This window comes from Komarekiella delphini-convector SJRDD-AB1 (assembly GCF_014831675.1).
GTDB lineage: Bacteria > Cyanobacteriota > Cyanobacteriia > Cyanobacteriales > Nostocaceae > Komarekiella.
Genome location: NZ_VJXY01000053.1, coordinates 1 through 15360, shown reverse-complemented (window position 1 = coordinate 15360; position 15360 = coordinate 1). Strand labels below are relative to the sequence as shown.

At 44.3% G+C, this 15360-nt stretch carries 26 protein-coding genes; 19 read left to right on the top strand and 7 right to left on the bottom strand.

Features of this window, described 5'->3' with window-relative positions; genetic code table 11:
* Positions 1-20: 20 nt before the first annotated feature.
* The 3 genes from FNW02_RS30690 to FNW02_RS30680 form a co-directional block, all read right to left on the bottom strand.
* On the bottom strand, positions 21-398 hold the full coding sequence (locus FNW02_RS30690) for a DUF6876 family protein (RefSeq protein ID WP_191761230.1): 378 nt from the start codon (positions 396-398) through the stop codon (positions 21-23).
* A gap of 66 nt (positions 399-464) precedes the next feature.
* The gene (locus FNW02_RS30685) at positions 465-650 is read right to left on the bottom strand and encodes a hypothetical protein (protein WP_191761229.1); all 186 of its coding nucleotides are present in this window, start codon (positions 648-650) and stop codon (positions 465-467) included.
* 62 nt (positions 651-712) lie between these two features.
* Complete coding sequence (locus FNW02_RS30680) at positions 713-1210, bottom strand: hypothetical protein (protein WP_191761228.1); 498 nt, start codon at positions 1208-1210, stop codon at positions 713-715.
* Between the two features lie 52 nt (positions 1211-1262).
* Here FNW02_RS30680 and FNW02_RS30675 point away from each other — a divergent pair, with 52 nt between their 5' ends.
* Positions 1263-1439: a hypothetical protein gene (locus FNW02_RS30675; protein WP_191761227.1), complete on the top strand. Its 177-nt coding sequence runs from the start codon at positions 1263-1265 to the stop codon at positions 1437-1439.
* Between the two features lie 196 nt (positions 1440-1635).
* On the opposite strand, the gene FNW02_RS30670 is transcribed toward FNW02_RS30675, so the two are convergent.
* Positions 1636-1962, bottom strand: a complete 327-nt coding sequence (locus FNW02_RS30670; protein WP_191761226.1) for a helix-turn-helix transcriptional regulator — start codon at positions 1960-1962, stop codon at positions 1636-1638.
* Positions 1963-2331: 369 nt separating this feature from the next.
* Here FNW02_RS30670 and FNW02_RS30665 point away from each other — a divergent pair, with 369 nt between their 5' ends.
* Positions 2332-2652: a hypothetical protein gene (locus FNW02_RS30665; protein WP_191761225.1), complete on the top strand. Its 321-nt coding sequence runs from the start codon at positions 2332-2334 to the stop codon at positions 2650-2652.
* 54 nt (positions 2653-2706) lie between these two features.
* Here FNW02_RS30665 and FNW02_RS39700 read toward each other — a convergent pair whose 3' ends face one another.
* The gene (locus FNW02_RS39700) at positions 2707-2841 is read right to left on the bottom strand and encodes a hypothetical protein (protein ID WP_263627838.1); all 135 of its coding nucleotides are present in this window, start codon (positions 2839-2841) and stop codon (positions 2707-2709) included.
* 258 nt (positions 2842-3099) lie between these two features.
* Between FNW02_RS39700 and FNW02_RS30660 the strand changes: the two genes are divergently transcribed.
* From FNW02_RS30660 to FNW02_RS30625, 7 genes are all read left to right on the top strand, one after another.
* The gene (locus tag FNW02_RS30660) at positions 3100-3396 is read left to right on the top strand and encodes a hypothetical protein (RefSeq protein ID WP_225226022.1); all 297 of its coding nucleotides are present in this window, start codon (positions 3100-3102) and stop codon (positions 3394-3396) included.
* Positions 3397-3480: 84 nt separating this feature from the next.
* Positions 3481-4260, top strand: a complete 780-nt coding sequence (locus tag FNW02_RS39085; RefSeq protein WP_225226021.1) for a BRO-N domain-containing protein — start codon at positions 3481-3483, stop codon at positions 4258-4260.
* Between the two features lie 225 nt (positions 4261-4485).
* Positions 4486-5148, top strand: coding sequence for a hypothetical protein (locus FNW02_RS30645; RefSeq protein WP_191761224.1), 663 nt, complete (start codon positions 4486-4488; stop codon positions 5146-5148).
* Between the two features lie 138 nt (positions 5149-5286).
* A complete protein-coding gene (locus FNW02_RS30640) occupies positions 5287-5745 on the top strand; it encodes a hypothetical protein (RefSeq protein WP_191761223.1) in 459 nt (152 codons plus the stop codon).
* Between the two features lie 5 nt (positions 5746-5750).
* Positions 5751-5990, top strand: a complete 240-nt coding sequence (locus tag FNW02_RS30635; RefSeq protein ID WP_225226020.1) for a hypothetical protein — start codon at positions 5751-5753, stop codon at positions 5988-5990.
* Positions 5987-6592 carry an N-6 DNA methylase gene (locus FNW02_RS30630; RefSeq protein WP_191761221.1) on the top strand — a complete coding sequence of 202 codons (606 nt, stop codon included), beginning with the start codon at positions 5987-5989 and terminating at the stop codon, positions 6590-6592. The genes FNW02_RS30635 and FNW02_RS30630 overlap by 4 nt, the downstream gene beginning before the upstream one ends.
* Before the next feature lie 10 nt (positions 6593-6602).
* Entirely contained in the window at positions 6603-7553 is a 951-nt protein-coding gene (locus FNW02_RS30625) for a DUF5131 family protein (protein WP_191761220.1), read from the top strand.
* 60 nt (positions 7554-7613) lie between these two features.
* Here the strand turns inward: FNW02_RS30625 and FNW02_RS30620 are convergent, their stop codons facing one another.
* Positions 7614-8573: an RpnC/YadD family protein gene (locus tag FNW02_RS30620; RefSeq protein WP_191761219.1), complete on the bottom strand. Its 960-nt coding sequence runs from the start codon at positions 8571-8573 to the stop codon at positions 7614-7616.
* 90 nt (positions 8574-8663) lie between these two features.
* A complete protein-coding gene (locus FNW02_RS30615) occupies positions 8664-8909 on the bottom strand; it encodes a helix-turn-helix domain-containing protein (RefSeq protein ID WP_191761275.1) in 246 nt (81 codons plus the stop codon).
* Positions 8910-9137: 228 nt separating this feature from the next.
* Between FNW02_RS30615 and FNW02_RS30610 the strand changes: the two genes are divergently transcribed.
* The 10 genes from FNW02_RS30610 to FNW02_RS30570 form a co-directional block, all read left to right on the top strand.
* Positions 9138-10502 (top strand): hypothetical protein, encoded by a 1365-nt coding sequence (locus FNW02_RS30610; RefSeq protein ID WP_191761218.1) that lies wholly within the window; start codon positions 9138-9140, stop codon positions 10500-10502.
* A 2-nt stretch (positions 10503-10504) separates the two neighbouring features.
* The gene (locus FNW02_RS30605; RefSeq protein ID WP_191761217.1) at positions 10505-11854 is read left to right on the top strand and encodes a replicative DNA helicase; all 1350 of its coding nucleotides are present in this window, start codon (positions 10505-10507) and stop codon (positions 11852-11854) included.
* A 5-nt stretch (positions 11855-11859) separates the two neighbouring features.
* The gene (locus tag FNW02_RS30600; RefSeq protein WP_191761216.1) at positions 11860-12072 is read left to right on the top strand and encodes a hypothetical protein; all 213 of its coding nucleotides are present in this window, start codon (positions 11860-11862) and stop codon (positions 12070-12072) included.
* Positions 12069-12242: a hypothetical protein gene (locus tag FNW02_RS30595; protein ID WP_191761215.1), complete on the top strand. Its 174-nt coding sequence runs from the start codon at positions 12069-12071 to the stop codon at positions 12240-12242. Before FNW02_RS30600 ends, FNW02_RS30595 begins: the two co-directional genes overlap by 4 nt.
* A 281-nt stretch (positions 12243-12523) precedes the next feature.
* Positions 12524-12721, top strand: coding sequence for a hypothetical protein (locus FNW02_RS30590; RefSeq protein ID WP_225226019.1), 198 nt, complete (start codon positions 12524-12526; stop codon positions 12719-12721).
* Positions 12718-13227, top strand: coding sequence for an SLOG family protein (locus FNW02_RS30585; protein WP_191761213.1), 510 nt, complete (start codon positions 12718-12720; stop codon positions 13225-13227). The genes FNW02_RS30590 and FNW02_RS30585 overlap by 4 nt, the downstream gene beginning before the upstream one ends.
* Positions 13228-13297: 70 nt before the next feature.
* Positions 13298-13693, top strand: a complete 396-nt coding sequence (locus FNW02_RS30580; protein WP_191761212.1) for an ASCH domain-containing protein — start codon at positions 13298-13300, stop codon at positions 13691-13693.
* A 98-nt stretch (positions 13694-13791) separates the two neighbouring features.
* Positions 13792-14850 carry a DNA cytosine methyltransferase gene (locus FNW02_RS30575; protein ID WP_225226018.1) on the top strand — a complete coding sequence of 353 codons (1059 nt, stop codon included), beginning with the start codon at positions 13792-13794 and terminating at the stop codon, positions 14848-14850.
* Positions 14851-14877: 27 nt separating this feature from the next.
* Positions 14878-15201, top strand: coding sequence for a DNA cytosine methyltransferase (locus FNW02_RS39080; protein WP_225226017.1), 324 nt, complete (start codon positions 14878-14880; stop codon positions 15199-15201).
* Positions 15198-15360: DUF1392 family protein (locus FNW02_RS30570; protein ID WP_191761211.1), on the top strand; the 163-nt coding region annotated here is incomplete at its 3' end. The genes FNW02_RS39080 and FNW02_RS30570, both read left to right, overlap by 4 nt.

Genomic DNA, 15360 nt, shown 5'->3' with positions numbered 1-15360 from the left:
CCTTTGTTTTCACTACATTCTCAATACTCACCTGGCAGCATCAACACCTTCTGTGCCAAATACAGCGTGATTTCTGACAGCGGAAAAGCAGTATACTCTATCCCCTGTCGTAGCACTTCCTTGTCCGTATCTTCTTCACAAATCAGCACCCCTGACTCATCCTTCACCACCAACCGCCACACCTGAAAATCTCGCAGCCGAGGATTAGACTCAAGCCGATGCTGATAGGAGCCAATCGCATCCAGCAGCCAGTAACATTGGGTTGCTTGAGCTAAATATTTCGTTCCCTCTGTGTATCGGAGCATACCTAGCGAGTGTCTGTAGACGACTTCCGAGCCTGTGAATTGTTCTAAGTCTGCAATCAATTCCTCTGCGGTTTTTGCAGTAGTATTTGTCATGGTTGAAATTCCTGTTTGTAACTTCAACGTCACATTGGCGTAGCATTAGATAGCTACTGTAGTTGACTACTCGCACTTCAAGAAATCATCGACCATCTCTTGCGCTGATTCATCCGTCATTTCTTCATTTGTCCTTGGAGCGGCAAATCCATACCTCGCAACTAGAGCATCTGAATCAATATCCGAGTCAAGAATGCGTCCCAGTTCAGAGACAACAAATTTTCTTGTTTCTTGGTCGTAGCTAAGTTTCATACTTTTCATCTATTTGGTTGATTAAAAACAGCGCTCTTGTTGAAACTATCATCGCCCACCAATTACGCCGCAACTGCCACTTTTACTCCAAGCAATGCGATCGCAGCTTCTACACTTTCAGCAATCCGATTCTGTCCGTATTGTCTGGGTCGGACATACCAACCTTCGTCGTTACAACTAACGAAGGCAATCAACTGCTTGTCCCGAAAGACTTTCACGCTAAATGACAACCAGTCAATCTGTCCATGCCACAGACCAAACTTGGTGCAAGCTGCTTCTAATTCAACACTGAGGCGCTCGTTGCGTTCTCGTGGCGTTTCAGGTAACGTTGCTTTGACCTCTGCCACTGCTGCCTTGAACTGTTCTTTATTGAAACGAGCATAACCGTGGGTCATCTTCACCCACACGATATCATCAGAGTTAATCCAGATGGTGACCACATCCTGCGGCTGGCAATCGTGAGGATAGTCAGACTGGTTGACGATGGTTGCAATGATGGTGCGATCGCGGCTCGTCAGCGGATCTTTTGTTGGCACGGGGGCTAAAACTTGTGTCATCATTAGAAATTGCCTCTTCTTTAGTAAGTGGGGGGCATAGGGGCGATCGCTAAGTTTGCTCGACACAGCGATCGCCCTATTTATTGGTCAGCTTGTTGTGCTGAAGGCACAACACTCTCAATCTAGATTTGGCGAAGCCTCATATTTAATGCTCCTAGCCCGTGACTGGAGCTACCAAGCAGGAGACACAGCGTGTCAGGCGACAAACAGCTTCAACAGTTTCCAAAGCTAGCAGTCGTCCTGCTGATAATTTTTATTGAGAACCTTCCTTGACCCTTACCTCGCTTCCGCAGCTTTGGCTATCCACTGCATCCGTTACTTCAAGGTCGCTGGTTTTTGGCTCCATTTTCAAGGTTCAGATTACTGAAGCACCTCTATATTTAGCTGGGAGGCTGGCGCTTGTTTCCTCCCTTATAATTAGTAATTTACTACATGGTGTTGACATCAGTCAAGATATTAGAGCAAATTTTTTGAAGATTATTTATGTCTAATGCAAGTGCCGGATATAGCTGCCAAATAGGTACTTCCAGTGCATTACAAATAGCGAGCGCATCTTCCTTATCAATAGACTCTGGTCTATTCGCGGCATTTCCCCATTCCAAATTGTGGATGAAAGACCTGCTACAACCTGCTTTTGCTGCAAGTGCTTCCCGGCTTATCTTCCCACGCATCTCTTTGAGGCGCTTTGCCATTTTTTCATTCCATGCAAAGCGAGATATGTAAGATATGTCCACCAGCACCACCTCTTTAGTCATCTAATCCTTATCTATTTTATCAACACCATGTTGACAAGAGTTCATCTTTTGTCTACATTAAGTAGTAACAGCAACAGATGCCAATGCGATCGCATTGCTAGAAATAGGCGATCCCTTCAAAACTAATGGAGAAAAATAACCATGTCTAAATCAAAGAGTGCGGTCAATGTTCGTGCCCTAACTTGAATGAGTAATTGACGAGCAACAAAACTCATCGCCGCCGGGACAAGCAGCCGGAATCGTTAAACCTTAGAGGGAGTGGTGAAGCCTGGAGTGTAGCCGTGAGACAATTTACTCTCCCTTTTTTGGTTTAAATTAGAAACAAGCATTGAGACAACTGCCTGCTGCCGATTTACAAAGGAAAAAACCATGACTGATACAGCAATCGAAGATATTTACAGGCGGCTCAATTCCCTAACTGAAGATGTCAACACCCTGAAAATCCAAGCAGGTACTATCGGGACAAGTCAAGTTGCGATCGCAGAAATTCTTAACTTGCTGATTACACTTTCTTCAGAATTTCGGGAGTTCAGAACTACTACGAATACTCGACTGGCTAACCAGACAGATGTTCTCAATAGTCATACAATTGTCCTCTCTAACCATACAGATGATCTAAATCAACTCAAAACCGATGTTGCTGAAATCCTGCGTATCTTACGTGACCGCAACGGCGGCAGTGGTTTATAAGCCGTAATCTCAATACTGAATCCAAAGGCGATAAGCCTGACGGCATGGCTCCGCTTACCGCTTACTAAGGAGCAGCGATCGCCTTGGTTTTACATGGTCAAAATTCGTATAACCAGTTTTTTTAGACTTAGTTAGGTCATCAGGATCATCCCAGATGGCTTGAGCTGTTACAAGTTTACTTTCGGCCACTCCGGGCTAGCTCCGGCTACTTTTCCCGGCGGCACTTTAATTTTAATTAGCTGAAATAATTCACTGAACTTTTAAACTCGGATGTTAGCTCGATTTAGTTGATTTGCAAACCCTTGATTGCGTTCAGGTGCAGGCGGTTCGCTTTCCTTTTCCCTATGTTTATAACAATATCTTGAATGCGTCCGTATGTCAACATACTCATATATTGACATACGGACGCATCAACTATAAGATTATGAAACAAAGAAATACAGCAATATGTTGGTACATCAATATGCTGCCGATCGGAATATGCTTGAGAAGTCTAGGCGTATTCCGATTCACAGAATGGTTAAATACATTGATTTGTCAAAGTTTTGGACTGAGGAGAAAGATTTGTCCATTGAAACCGCACATGAGAAAACGGGGCTTAACAGGAGAACCTTATCATCTGCGAAAAAAGGTTTACTTGATAGATGTCAAATTGACACACTATTTAAACTCAAAGATTTAGCATCCGATTTAGCTGGCAGAGAAGTCAGCTTCGATGAAATCTTCAAGGACGATCAAGCCTAACTCATCCATAAAACTTAAAAGCGATCACCCCCCGCCAAGAGTGCGATCGCCTGACTAAACCACAGCCATAGCAGAGGAATAGCCATGTCTAACCTATCAGTTTTTGCATTTGAAGGGAATGAAGTCAGGTTTGTTGGCACAGCAGAAAAACCGGAATGGGTAGCTGCTGACGTATGTACTTGTTTACAATTGAGCGATACAAGCAAAGCATTAGAGACTCTGGAACCAGATGAAAAGGGTACGAAGAATGTTCGTACCCCTGGTGGGGAGCAAGAAATGCTTACTGTAACTGAGCCTGGACTATACCGCCTCATCTTTAAGTCGCGTAAGCCAGTTGCAAAACGGTTCCAGCGCTGGGTATTTCACGAAATCCTTCCAGCTATTCGTAAAACTGGTAGTTATTCACTTAAAACCCACGAAGCAGAAACCCGTCCTTCTTACCAGCCAAAATCAACCATCGCTCACGAAGCTGCTCAGTTAGCGCTGCTACTAGGAGAATTCGCCGGACTAGAGAAATCCCTAACCGCCCAGTTAGCAGTCAACGCCGCCACCAGAGTTAACCCAGCCCTCAAGCCTGCTGCTGATGAACTCAAGAGTGCGATCGCTTGCACCGACCCCTCCGATGATGCGTATCTCAACGCAACGCAGATAGGGGAAATTGTAGGCAAGAGTGCGATTGCTGTTAACAAATGGCTAACGGGAGCCGGACTGCAATACCGTACTGATGATCGCAAACTACCATATCGTCCCACGGAATCGGGTAAGCAGTGGGGGCGCATGGTGTCAGCCGTTGCGCGAGGTTCTAACCAAACAGTGTTTCAACTGAGATGGTTGCCTGGCGTGACAGAGTTATTTCAGAGCTAAATGAAAGCGACCGCATCTGTGGATGTAGAGGCGATCGCTCAATAAAAATTCACAACTTTTGCTGGTGAATCGTTTGTTAATCGTAACATTAAAAGATTTTTTCTCTTTAAGTCAAGCAACTAGAAAGCTAACAACACCATTTGTTACAAAACGACTTCTACTTTGAGCAATTATCTAACAAGACTGAAATCGGATTTATGTGAGATAAACAAGCCGGAGTTGACAATGACCAAATTCCAAGATCCAAGAGCAGCAGCAATAGTCCAACAAATCGACTCTATCAACACGTCCGGTTGGGAGTCAGCTTACGACCCAGTTCTTCAAAATCATGTAGCTCACGGCGGCCTCTCCTTAGTTGAAGGTATCCTGCGTTTCGATATGTTCATGGGAAAAGTGCAGCAAGCCGCTAGAGAACGAGAGAGTGTCTGGGCATCTCAGGCAGAGCAGAAAATTAGCGGAATCGAATGGTACACGGTTGAGTACGGTGGCATCACGGCGGAGCTTCCCCGGCTGCATGAGGATTTGAAGTGTGTGCCTGGAGATAAACAGATTCTCATGCAATCCAAGCCTGTGGCTCTTGACTTCCTTGCTCACTGGAATCAAGTCTTCAAGGTGTGGCATTACGACCGTGAAACTGACGAGCGCTGGAATTGCAGCAGGTGGAGCGACTTTTACACCCAATACTTGCAGCGAGAGTGGATAGAAATTTGGGTTGAAGATTATATCTCCACCGTTCTTTTACAGGATGGCACTTGCCGAGAAGAACCCGTTTTCGCAATTAACGCTTGCTGCTACTGGGGAAATCCAATGGACGTTCATCGCACAGAAGCATACCCTCAATCTGGCTCAAGCTGGTTCCAGTGGAATAATTTTACCCCCTGGAAGTAAGAGCGATCGCTTCCGAGACAGTAGCGATCGCCGAGAGCAACAAATTAGAGTAATTATCCATGTTCAACTTACCAGCTTTTAGCTGAGAAAATCTAGAAATTCTAGTGACAACAAAACTCTATATCTTCCCACAACTCTATGGAAATTAACAAAATAAAAGTCAAGGATAACGACATAGAAATCATCTACGATTTACCACCACAATCTAGCTCAAATGAGCGTAAAACAGTTAAATTCTTGTGTGATGAAGAACCTAGAGTATCGTTCTTCAATGCCATGAATGCACTCTTAGATGAGGCAATAGAATTCTGTGGGTTAGACCCTGATACTTGGTCAGAAGGAGAAGTTACAGGTGTAACTCTCAAACACTCCGATGATGGCGTAGGCATCAACATTACTGTGCAGAGCAAGATTAATGATTTGGCTGTAGTGGTGAACACGCCTCATATTTCCAAAGCTGTAGTTTCAAATCAGTTGGAAGAACGCATTAACAAACTGCTTGCGGAGTCGGAGGCGTATATTCAGGGTCAGCGATCGCAAATGTCATTGTTTGATACGAAAGAGGAAGTTGTTGTCAGACAATTTCAAATGCAGTAATTAAGTTGAGCGATCGCTATACACCAAGCCTAATTAAAAACATGCAAGTCATCGTTGAAGTCATAGAAAAAGTAGCCCGACAAACGCCAGTTGAAGTTCCTGATGGATTGGAAAGAGACGCTATTAAACAATACTTAGTAGACAAATACAATGCTGGGGAATTAGATGACGATTTCGAGATTTGTGGAGTTGAGTTTGAATCAATTAGCGCACGAATTATTCAATATCAAGGAGAAAATGTATGACTGTTATAGAGTCAGCATCAACAATAAACTGGACTCCTGACGATTGGCAAACACCCAACGAGATTGCCCGACTAATGACCCAATTAGTAATACCGAGCGATAGTTTTATCCTAGAGCCAGCAGCGGGGACGGGTCAGATTGCTAAATATATCCCGCACCCAGAATCTCGAAATATTCTCTGCTTAGATATTAACGAGCAAAGAGTAAATTTAGGACAGCACAATGCTCCAGATTGTAATTGGCTTGTAGCAGATTTCTTGCGCGACGAAATTGAGCCAGCCACCTTATTTGATCTGATTATCACTAACCCGCCTTTTAGCAAATGTGTTGAGTACATTGAGCGATCGCTTGAGTTACTAAACCCCGACAATCCCGAAGCACGGTTAATCTTTCTATTACCCCTTGATTGGAACTGCTCGAAAGCCAGAGGCGCTCACTGGCAGCGATTGAATGCACACATACACAAGGAGTATCGCATCATGGGGCGGGTGGCGTTTCTTGATGCCGAGGGTGTACCTCGTAGTCGTCGGCAATGTTGTGACGCGGTGTTTGAAATACGTCCTGGGCGTGTGGATAGTGGTGTTTCTTATTTAGGTAGTTGAGGAGATAATTATGGCTACAAACATAGAATGGACAGATGAAACTTGGAATATAATTGTAGGCTGTTCACGAGTACCTGAAAGCCCAGGGTGTGCGCGATGCTATGCAGCTACCGCAGCCAAATCTCCAAGACTTCAACAATTCTCCCAGTACCAAGCTGTTAGCAAATGGGATGGGACAGTGCAATTTGTCGAATCCCAATTACTTAAACCACTGCACTGGAGAAAACCCAAAAAGATATTCGTTTGTAGCATGGCTGATTTATTTCATGCCAATGTCCCTTTTGAGTGGATTGACCAAGTAATGGCTGTTGTTGCTCTGTGTCCTCAACATACTTTTCAAGTTCTTACAAAGCGACCAGAGAGGGCATTAGAGTATTTTAGCCAACCCAAACTATGGGTTAAATGGTACGAAGCAGCTAAGGAACATCTTCGGTGCGAAATTGGTGAAAAGTTTGGCGGTTTAATTAATCTTCAACAGTACTTTATTGAACAGCCATTTCCTTTGCCGAATCTGTGGTTAGGAATATCAACAGAGAATCAAGCGATGGCTGATAAACGCATACCTATACTCTTGCAAATTCCAGCAGCAGTTCGGTTTTTATCTTGTGAACCGCTGCTTGAAAACATTCAATTATCAGCGATCGCAGATTCAAATTGGCAACATAATCTTAGCTGGCATCCGGGGCAACCAATGGGAACTATCGATCCACTACCCCAACTGAGTTGGGTCATTTTGGGTGGTGAGTCTGGCCCCGGCTCTAGACCATGCCACATTGAATGGTTAGAGTCAATTGTCCAACAATGCACCGAGTCAAATACACCCGTGTTTGTCAAACAGTTGGGGGCGAATGCTCACCACCAGGGACAGCGACTTCAAACCCGTGATAGGAAGGATGGAGAAATTGACGAGTTTCCTGAACAACTAAGAATCAGAGAATTTCCTGTGCTAGTACACAAGTAAAACTATTAAAGCTGAAGCTAGTTAACTGAACCTTGAAAACTAAATATTAAACAAACAACGTTAATTTTCTGACTGGGTGTCGGTTGTCGAGTGCCGAGTTATTTGGCGTAACTCATCTAAGTTACTGGCCGTTTCCAAGCCTGCAAGAACTGCTCTTAATTGCTCGACATCCTCAATCGTTGAAATGGAGGGTAGTAGGCTTAAACCTTCAGTACCAAATCTCAGTTTTAAGCCTAATTCAATTCCTTCTAACAATCCCTGGCGAATACCAAATCGTTCAACCGAAGTCACATACTGCATACTTTTAGACTCCTCAAAGGCTCTATATTCCTGCCAAAACTCTGCCTCTAATTGGGCTGGCAGAGTCATCACCCAGTCGATGAACCCGAATAAGTTAATGATATCTGACCTTTCAAACCCCTGCTCGTACAACCGACGCACCAAGGCCAGTTTTGATTGTTTTCTTTGTAACCTGTCGCTACGAGTTCGTATCGCCGCTAAGTGCGCCATGACCACGATAGCGAACGGGTTGCAGTTGACTTCTAGTTCAGACTGCCTTTGTTGATAATCTATCAGCTTAATTACAGGGAACTGAAAATCAACCCTACAACCGAAAAGGCTGTAACCAAACTGCGACGGTTGCCAGTTGATGTTTTCGTCACCAAGTACCGCTAATGATGCAACTGAACGATCATAACGGTCAAATATCCTGTAATTGTAGACAAACATTCGCCTGGGGAAATCAGTTTCTTCTTGGCTTTGCACCTCAATATGTGCAAGTATCCAGGATTCTTCGCCGCCAGTCCGATAGACTTTCACCAGCTTATCGGCAAATCGCTTTCCTAGCTCGGCATCCCGGACTACTTGCTGGAGTTCCTTGTCAAGAAATTCAAAGCCCCGGCTCCAGTCAATTTCTCCGTGCGCCTGCGGAAAAAAGAAATGCATAAAATCTGCAAAATACAGTTCTAGTATCTGCTTCCACGGCGAATCAAATTCGGTTTGGGGAGTGTTGCTGGTCATGCTGAACGCGGAATATATGGTAGATATCGGTATTGTGATCGCTCGCTTAGAAGGGCTGAGGATAGAACAAAATGATTGATATTGACAGAATTAATCATTGCTATCTCCCTTCAGGCTTACACCAAAATCAACGCCCAAAACTTCTTCGATTTTGCGAAGATTTTCAACTGACAGCGCTCCTTTAAGAGTTTCCTTTTCAATGTCATACCAATAAGTGCGCGACACCTCCACCTCCTCACATATTTGCTCTAGAGATTTGGTGGAGTTTAGTCGAGCTTGCTTGATACGCTCCCCTAATCCCTCAATTTCAACTTCTTTGACTTGTCTTATCCGCATTCCTGCACTAACCACACTACCTCCTCCTTAGAGTAAAGCGTTAACTATTAGTTTTACTATAAACTATAAACTACTAGTTGACACACTGTAAACTATTAGTGTACCTTAAAATACAAAGAGCGCCATTGGCAATCAATCAGTCTTCAACTTGTCACAAACTATGGAGAAAATATGGACTTTGCAAAGTTATTAATACCACTACAATCGAACGCTTTAAAGGAGTAAGTAATGGGCAAAGTAATAGCAGGGAAATCACCCAGGAGTCACTACACTCAAATATCAAACTTACTAATCCGAGACACAAGCAGTATAGACGATGGAGCCTTTCGGTTGATTTGTTGGATGACTTCACACGATGAAGGCTTTGAAATGAATTTTAGCAGCATTCAGCAAGCACTTGGCTACGGCAGAGACAAGCTCAGAAAGATTCTGAAAACTGCCGAAGTTCACAATTATTTAGTGCGGCGCAGAGTTCATGACGAAAGTGGCTGTTTTGATTGGGAATATCACATTTTCAAAGACACCACAGACGCGATTGCATTCAAAAAAAGCTTACCAGAAAACGAAAAGTCTGATTCACTCAACCAAGACAATACGGAGAAAAAGAATGTATCAACACCATGCCCTGATAATCCGTCGCATGGTTCATCCGGTAGATGGTTAAACCGGCAGATGGTTGATCCGGTAACTGGTGGATCAGGGGGTACATATATAAAAGAAGAACAATATAAAGAAAACCAAAAAGAAGAAAAACAAACACAAGAAGCGCCCCCACCTCCCGGCGCACCCCCCACCCAAGAATGTGCGTGTGAAGATGAATCAATCTGGGATATTGCTGCACAACAAGCCGCGAGTGTAGAAATTGCGTACCTTGAAGAATTAACCCTCAAATCTTCTTCTTTGTTGTTAAAAAAATCCGAGTCTTCGCAACAAACCGATAACCTCTCATGCAGATCTTCTATTGCGGCGGGGTCGTTCGATGTTATCGAACAAGCGAATAATCAGCCAGTAGCACCAAGTTCAGAAAGTGTTAATCAATCCTCGCTGCTCCATTCGGCTTGCTACACAGTCCACCCCACCCAGAAGACCGAGCAAGCCCTGCGAAAGCCTGGATTGCCCCCTTGGATGGAAAAAGCTGGCCCTAACGGGTGGAAGGCGGAATTCGTGGAGTCTTACAGGCTTTATTTGAACAGTACCCCCAGGTATGCCAAAGAGTTAGTTCGTCAGGCAACAACAGGCGAGGCTAGAAATGCCCTGACTCGACTGTCGAAAACTGACTCCGGCATAGCAGAAATTCAGAACCACTGGGATAGTTTCAACGAGTTGAAAGAACGTGAGCAGCTTACCCTTCCAAACCAACCGCGTCATAACAGCAATGATGATCTAGCCACAGCCATAGCCGCTGATGAACAACGCCGCCGCTTGGAACAACAACGACGCTCGTCAGTCCCAATCCCTCAACCTCTTGCTTTTGATCTCAAAGCGAAACTTCAAGCCGCAGTGAATGCAAAAAAAGTTCGCCCCAATCCCAGATTTTCTTCTGCTGACTTGCAAGAAGTTGAATCCCAATTGAAACTAGCTCTTGGAGCGTAACCATGTATACAAATCTTGACAACGTAATTTCTTTTGATCCTGACCGCAATCAAGTTAACTTACCACCTCAAAATATCGAAGCCGAAGAGGCTATTCTGGGTGGCATTATGCTTGACCCGGAAGCAATAACCAGGGTCAACGATATCCTAATCAGTGAAGCTTTTTACGTCAGCGCCCACAAAAGTATTTATCAAGCTGCCACCAGACTTCATGCCCAAGGTCAACCCACAGATTTACTTTCAGTAACCGCTTGGTTGGCTGATAATGATCTCCTCAACCGCATTGGTGGCAGAAATAAGCTGGCCACTCTCGTAGACCGCACTGTGTCAGCCGTCAACATTGATGCTTTAGCTGATTTGGTCATGCAGAAATACCAACGGCGGCAATTAATCAAAACTGGCAACGAAATTGTCAAACTCGGTTACGAAACCGAAACTGAACTACCACAAGTCCTCGAACAAGCTGAAGCGAAAGTTTTCACTGTCACTCAAAATCAAAACGATGAACGCTGCAAGGTTTTCTCTGCACAAGACATGGCTCTTGAACTTTACCAAAAATTGGAGTTGGGCAACATGGCAGGACAAAAAGTTGGTTGGTATGACCTTGAAGAAATCACTGGCGGTATTTATCCTTCGAGCTTAGTCGTAGTCGCTGCTGAATCTCACATGGGTAAAACCCATTTCATGATTTCATGCTCCTACGAAATCATGACCAAACTGGGGCTACCAGTACTTTATGTCACCCCAGAAATGGATAAAACTCAAGTTAATGCCCGAATGCTTGCTCGAATTACAGGTGTAGATGCTGCCGCAATTCAAACTAATGCTCAACACCATTGGCAACAAATAGCACAGGGTGTAGGAGTGATGGCAGAAATGCCTTGGAAAATTTACGAGCATTCTTCTCCTACTCCAACAATGATTGCCTCTGCCGTTCGTCGTGCCATTGCCGAATTTGGCGGCTCTATTGGTGCTGTTTTTATTGATTATTTGCAGCAGATTCCTTTGGAATCGGGCGGTAATATGGCACATGAGGTGGGCAAGATTACCCGTCAAATTCGTGACATCGCTAAAGCCCACAAAATTCCCGTTTTTCTAGGCTGTCAGATTAACCGCGGGAATCAAAACTCTGCTGATAAACGCCCCAACCGTCATTTACTCCGTAACTCTGGCGAAATCTTCGAGGTTTGTGACCAATTAATTATGCTCTATCGCAACTCGGTATACAGCAATGACAGCAGCGATCGCACTATCGAGTTGATTGTCGAGAAAAACCGCCTTTACGGTAAGCTCGGCACTGCAACTATGCTGTGTGATTTATCCACTTCTCGATTTTTGAATATGGCGAGGTAAACAGGATGAAATACTGGCGGCTTGAAGGGACTTGTCTTGTTTACATTGAGCTTGATTACGATGTCCCTTTACAATTTATTTTCACCGAAGAAAGATTGAGCCAATGGGTACAACATTTAAGCGAGAAGCGTTGGGGTACGCCAGAGGTAATTGATGAGTTTTTTAATGCTGCGTCTACGTGGATGATACAACACCAAAAAGACAAAGTGCTTGTATGAAAACCCCTAACCTCAACACTCTCCCTCCTTACATTCTTACCTCACAAGAACAAATTAAAAACTTAAGAATGCACTTATCTCTACCTTGGAAAGAATCAGCAAAAGTCTGGGTACAAAAAGAGCTAAAACGACTATTGGCAGAGGATGGTGAACCGAAAAACGGAGAATGAGAATTGAATTGAAGAAGAATCCAGAAGTCAGAATACATCCGTCAGAATCAATGAGTGAGGGATTTAAACCCGCCACCCTCTTACAAAGTTCTGATGCCTACGGCGGGCTGCGCCAACGGAGGAAGCCTCCGCTTAGACTTTGCGCTAATTGAAGACCGCTAAATTTTCGATTTAGCGGGGGTCTTAAACCCGCCTATTCATCCGCCAGTTGTACAGAATTTATGCTGAATTCTAGCTCCTGACTCCTGAATTCTATTTAGATCATCAACATGAGCGATCACATGAAAAATAAATCGTGTTTGAATTGTGAATTTGGCAAAGAAATACGACATCAAAAAGACCAACTTTCTCAGGAAGACCTTTATTTCAACAACTGTTCTTATTTTCAAAAAGTTGGCATAGTAGTTGAATACGCAATTGGTGTTAAAGACCTTGAAGAAGTTGCTGACAATTGCCAAAAATGGATACAGATCTCATGAATAAAATCATCGCTGGTACAGGACATAGACCTGAAAAGCTTGGAGGCTATAAAGATGAGGTCTTCACCCGCTTGATAGCCTTATGTAGTGCATCTCTAAAGAAAATGCAAGCCACAGAAGTAATCAGTGGTATGGCTTTGGGATTTGACCAAGCACTAGCTATTGCTGCAATTGAGCTAGAAATTCCTTTAGTTGCTGCAATCCCATTCAAAGGGCAAGACGACAAATGGCAACAGCAGGATAAAGAACGCTACGAAGATATTCTGTTTCGAGCAAAGCAGATTGTCTATGTAGACAAGACTACAAAATACTCTACTGAACACATAGGATATAGCGCTGAAAAAATGCAAAAACGTAACGAGTATATGGTTGATCACTGCGATGAATTACTAGCACTTTTTGATGGTACAGCAAGTGGTACTGCTAACTGTGTTAACTATGCCGAAACCCAGCGGAAGCCAGTGCTGAATGTGTGGAAGTCGTGGGTTAAATATCGGGGATTTTAAGGAGTAAAGATATGTCTCAAACTTATCAACAACTTTTATGTTTAATCGCTGGAGTTTTAGAGGGTAGTATATGAAAGCGATATCTGTTCGTCAGCCTTGGGCATGGGGAATCATTTACTCCACCAAAGATATAGAAAATCGCGGTTGGCCCATCAATTATCGAGGCGATATTCTCATTCACGCTGCAAAAAAGTGTACCAAAAAGGAATATGAAATCGCCTCTATATTCTGTCAAAGTTTGGGTGTGTCAATACCAGAGCTAAAAAGTCTCCGTCGTGGTCAAGTCATCGGTGTAGTCACAATAGTAGACTGCCAATTTTCACAAATTGCGTCGGGTTGGGGTATACCTGGGCAGTACCATTGGCATCTTAAGAACCCGCGAGAAATCACACCGATTCCATACATTGGGCAACTGGGGATTTTTGAAGTGCCGGATGATTTGGTGAGGAGGACGACTGCTGTATGACTCCAACAGCGAAGCGATCGCTCACAACCCAAACATGACCACAAATAACGACAGTCTTTTTTCATGGGCTTCATAGCAGAACTGAATCGGTAAGAATTATGTCAACTGCGATACCCGAAAAATTCTTAGAGAATGAACTTAAACCTGCATTACATGATTCTGTTGGATGTCTTTATCCGTACTTAGAAACCAAAAAGCTACACGATGGCTCAAACGCTTTTTACCCACGAGTTATAGGTGAACGTGACCCAAATAACCTTTTTCACTGGCGCTGGGGTTTTAATTGGAAGGAGAAGCACAACGGGGTATGGAAAGGGCGAAGTATTGGTTCGATTCCTTGCGCTGCTGTTACCATGATTCGCTCTTTGCAGCAACAAGGAGCGACAAAAGAAGATATTATCGCTTTCATCAAGAAAGCAAAAGTTAAAAGTCCAGTTTTCAAATCCGATATCTGCAATAATCAAAATACTCCAGTTTCAAAGCCAGTTTTAGCAGATGATGCACTGATCGCTGTAGTACTGTTCGCTGGCGGCGGTGGGATTGAAGCTGGGATGGTGCAAGCTGGTATCCGCCCAGTCATCGCGGTGGAGTTCGACCCCACAAAACCAGATTTGAGTAAGGCGATCGCCCTTACCCATCACCGCAATTTCAGCGAATACGGTTGTAAAGTCGTCCAGCAAATAGTTCAAGAAGTAGCACAAGAGGGATTTCTGGGTTTTCCGCGCCGCCCCGATTATCTCCATGCCTCCCCGGTGTGCGCTAACTTCAGTCAAGCCCACACAGCAAAAGCGGGTAAGGGCATTGAAACGGCTGACGACCTGACATCTGCGCTTGCTGTGGCAGAAGCCATCCGACAGTTGCAGCCACGGGTGTTTACGCTAGAGAATGTCCCGCGCTATCAAGAAAGTGAGAGTTTCGCTGCTATTTTGGAAACTCTCGGAAGTTATAGATACTTGATTAATTATAGTGTGGTAAATATGGCTGACTTTGGACTACCCCAAGCGCGTCGGCGGTTAGTTCTGATTGCAAGTAAGGGTTCTCAAGTTGCCCTACCAAGGGAGAGTGAATCTTGTGGTTGGTATGAGGCGATCGCTCATCTTATTCCCATGATGACCGATTCTCAACTACTCCCCAAACAACAGCAAGCGGTAGAATAATTTTTAACGACGGGCGTACCCACACCATTGCTACTAGAGAGAGTTGGAGGGCGCAACGGACTGAAGTACAAGCCTGGGCATTTACCTTGCAACACCATTCTGCGATCGCACTTCACAGATCACAAAGGCTGTAACCGAAGTAAATTTGCTGACATTTGGTTGCCTGATGGGACAGTCAAATCCCTATCTATTCAAGGAGCAGCAAAGTTACAAGGATTTCCCGATTGGTACGATTTTCCCAGCGAGGCGGCCACGGCGGGATCAATTATCGGCTACTCTGTCCCTCCCAGTTTTGCCGCCCAGTTATTCATGGCCACACAAAGCATGTTGAAAGGAGCAAAAGCATTATGACTAACCTTGTTCAGAATTTAGAAGAGTGCTGGTACATTTCCCCACTCTGGGGCCAAGACATTCCACCACTGTCCATCAGTCTGCTAGAAAGAGTTTACCTCACCACCACAAAATCATTCGGCTATTGCTATGGAGTGGAATGGTTACAGCATGAGTTAC